Genomic DNA, 1,791 nt, shown 5'->3' on the forward strand with positions numbered 1-1,791 from the left:
TTTTAGGACGAGACAGTGCCTTAATGAACGATAAATTCCATTCCTTGCCCCTAGAAAACGTACACCGCACCGGAATCTGGCAGATCGTTATCTAACTCTGTCAGACCACCATCGGCGCTGCCATCTTCCCCGAAAGCGCCCACCGCAAGCGTGTTGCCATCGTCAGATAAGGACATAGTGGTAAGTGAATATGTATAACCAAAGTAATCCAAATCTTCCGCATTGGCTGCTGTCAATTCTGCTCGCTTATTCCACACGTCATTGATGGCATCGTACCGATACATCAGAACCACCCCTTGGTTTAGATTTATGTCTGGGTAATGCTTTTCATTGTACGCAATGGTATGGCCATCCCCAGATAACGCTACGCCACTACTGAGATATGTTTTCGCAGGAAGGGCAGCACTTCCCTCCCACTGCGAAAGTAAGCTATTGTAGCGATACACCGTCACTGCATAATCAGGATTATTAGCAGAGCACGACGCCACTAGGACACTGCCATCCGTAGACAACCCTCCTACCTTAGCCCGACAATAGGATTTGACAAACTCATCGGTACCGAGTTTCAAGTGACTGCTGCTCTCCTCAAGCCAAGTCGCCTGAGCCTCATTGTATCGGAACGTGTATATTGCCCCTGAGGCGGTTGCACTGTTATCCTCCCTATCACCCGCAACGCCCGAGTCCTCTTCTGACGCTGAAATCGCGATCACCGAGCCATCCCCCGACACCACGACATGGCGTCCAAATTGATCACTAGCGTCTAGAGAAGCGGTGGTTAATTGCGCCTTTTCTGCCCACCCAGTCTCCAGATCTTGATAGACATAGGCTGTATTTTCCACATGCAAACCCACCACCAATGTCTTACCGTCGACTGCCGATAGCGCGACATCAAGCCCAAAGTTACCATTGGAACTTGTTGCCACATAGGACTCAACCCACCGCTCAGTCGTCTCATCGTAATCCAACACTGTCGCGCTATACTCTGATCCTACAGCCAATCGATGACCATCTTGAGATATCGAGACACTGCGGCCAAATCTACCATAAACCGTTGGCGTAGTGGCTTTTAAGTACCCCGTCTGTGTCCATCGCCCATTATTCTCCAAATCCCGATAGATGTAGACCGCACCAGAATCAGTTGACATGTAACCATCTCCATCTTCATACCGAACGCCCACGGCCAACACACGCCCATCCCCAGACAACGCCAATTCGGAGCCTAATTTATCGCCCGCACCCGCATTGGACGCCTTAAGGTATTGCTGATACTCCAACAAATCATTCGTCGACGTGCTCAGAGACACCTCACTCGTCTGCTCTGTATCGCCCGACGGCAAGTAGTTCGCCATCACAAAAAATGACGTCGGTTCAATGTATTTCAGCAACACACCTTTCTTCGGCATCACATATTCTGTCGCGCCCCCGTCTACCGTCGCCAGTACCTGACACGCATTCTCTTGCGCCGCGTCTTTCTCACACACCGTGTACACCATATTATCCGGATTGTTAGCACTCGCCGTCCAGGCTATCCTCTCTAGCGACACCTCGGTTAAATCGAACGGAGCCAACTGCCTAGACGCATCCAATGGCAGACCGTCAATCAGGTCTGGGTAGGTGTCGTTATCATCGTCCAAGTCGGCATTGTTGCCCTCACTGTCTCCATCGGTATCCAACCACTCGGCTTCGTCCAATGGGAACACATCATTCACATCAAGGACGCCGTCGTCATCGTCGTCCACATCTCGATTGTTACCAGTGCCATCCCCATCCGTATCGACCGACTCGGTCTCA

1 protein-coding gene is annotated in these 1,791 nt (G+C 51.0%); it reads right to left on the reverse strand.

Annotation, left to right across the window (positions count from 1 at the left end):
• Positions 1–50 precede the first annotated feature (50 nt).
• The coding region (locus BCU12_RS01970) for a hypothetical protein (protein ID WP_102402722.1) at positions 51–1,791 on the reverse strand (1,741 nt) is incomplete at its 5' end.

This window comes from Vibrio sp. 10N.261.55.A7 (assembly GCF_002877365.1).
Classification (GTDB): Bacteria; Pseudomonadota; Gammaproteobacteria; order Enterobacterales; family Vibrionaceae; genus Vibrio.